Source organism: Leuconostoc sp., assembly GCF_965300815.1.
Map to the genome: position 1 here is coordinate 1 of NZ_CBDKZH010000181.1, position 1709 is coordinate 1709.

At 42.2% G+C, this 1709-nt stretch carries 2 protein-coding genes; one reads left to right on the forward strand and one right to left on the reverse strand.

The genetic code is table 11. The annotated features are described in order from the left end of the window. Nucleotides 1-98: 98 nt before the first annotated feature. The gene (gene cbpA / locus ACW12G_RS07885; protein ID WP_455647708.1) at nt 99-746 is read left to right on the forward strand and encodes a cyclic di-AMP binding protein CbpA; all 648 of its coding nucleotides are present in this window, start codon (nt 99-101) and stop codon (nt 744-746) included. A gap of 29 nt (nt 747-775) precedes the next feature. Here cbpA and ACW12G_RS07890 read toward each other — a convergent pair whose 3' ends face one another. Next, a complete protein-coding gene (locus ACW12G_RS07890) occupies nt 776-1663 on the reverse strand; it encodes a prenyltransferase (protein ID WP_146975659.1) in 888 nt (295 codons plus the stop codon). Between the last annotated feature and the right edge of the window lie 46 nt (nt 1664-1709).

A 1709-nucleotide genomic window follows, 5' to 3' on the forward strand; every position in this document is an offset into this window, starting at 1 on the left:
ACTAAAATTCTCAATCTAATCTACCAGTATAACAGAATTCTGTGTTATCATGATATATGGCTATTTCATGATAAAAAATTTAATTTTAGGACACGCATATGCTCCACGAATCTCTCATCACCCCAAAGTCTGAATTGACAACAGTTACAGAAAATACGACAATTGCGCAAGTGAATGATTTGTTTAATTCAGCTGCGGAGGCGCATACGCGCACAATGCCAATTTTGGATGAATCTGGCAAACTCTTTCGCGGTAATGTTTATAAACAACATGTTTACGAGCATATTGCCAAAAACGGCGACATGAATTTGCCCGTAACGGCTATCATGCGCAATTCAACCAAGTTTATTTATACCACAAGTCACTTTTACGAGGTCTTTTTTGCGATCCGTGATTTGCCTTTTATCGCTGTACTCGATGAACAACACCATTTCGCCGGCATCTTCACCCATGATGCCCTGATGGACCTTTTGTCACAGAGTTGGTCCGTACGTACTGGTGGTGTCGCCATTTCGGTTACCTCACATAACACGCAAGGTGACTTGAAAAAAATAGCGAGCATTATCGCCCGCTATTCCAACATCGAATCCGTTTTAAGCATTCAACCACAACAAGCAACGCCCACATCACTCATGTTCACGTTGCCCCTCGCAATTGACAGCGAACAATTACAAAAACTGGTGACACGCCTTGAAAAGAAAGGCTTTACTGTCACAAGTATTGAAGATTTACAACGCTTTAACTAAAAGACGACCGCAATTGCGGTCGTCTTTTTTTATAACAGTATCCCTGCCACAATGGCAACCGTCATCCCCAACATGACAATGACTAGATTTTTAATGGCTAAAATAAAAGTTTCCCGTTTGATCGGACGCGCAATAAAATCGCGAACATGGCGGATGACGATTGGCAACAATACAATCATCGCATAACTTGTAATTGGCAACCAACCGACCAACGTCACCAAGATCATTTCCGCAAACGCAATGATTGCCAAAACAAGATAGAGTTGCTTGGCCGCTGATACGCCAATATAGTGTACCAAGGTGTGGCGATTGTTTTCTTCATCTTCATCATGGTCAGCAATATTATTGGCCAACATAATTTCTGCAATAAACACTGTCAACGGGAAGCTGACCACAAACCATTGGAGTAAGACACTCGGCATAGGCGTCATGTGCGTGTTGACATACACTTGTGCGACAAAGATAAAGTAACCCATCGTCAAACCAGAGACAAGTTCACCAAATGGCGTGTTCGTAATTGGCTTTGGCCCTGCTGAATAAAGATAACCAATTAAAAAACTGACAATCCCAATAATCCAAGTCACATAACCGGTACGTAATGCCACAGCGACGCCAGCCAATGCTGCAATCACACCTAACACGAGCGCAACATTTCGCACTTGATGGTTAGAAATTTCTTCGCCGGCCGCTTCTTGACGCAAAAAGGCGTTGTTCTTTTGCCGTTTCGCATCTTCATAACGATTAAATGTATTAACTGCTAAATGCACGCTAATCGTTGCGATGATGAGCAACGTTGCATTCAACCAATTTAACCGTGCATATTGCCATTGACTATAAGCTAACCCCACCAGCAATGGCGCAACACTGGGGATTACCACCCGAATTTCAACTAAATCTAAAAACTGTTTTGGTGTCATTGTCGTATTAACCTCTAGTAACCTATTCTACCAGAAAAATGCAATC

Bases quoted from the DNA above. Each gene is read 5' to 3' on its own strand.
- cbpA (WP_455647708.1), top strand. From the start codon at position 99: ATGCTCCACGAATCTCTCATCACCCCAAAGTCTGAATTGACAACAGTT.
- ACW12G_RS07890 (WP_146975659.1), bottom strand. From the start codon at position 1,663: ATGACACCAAAACAGTTTTTAGATTTAGTTGAAATTCGGGTGGTAATC.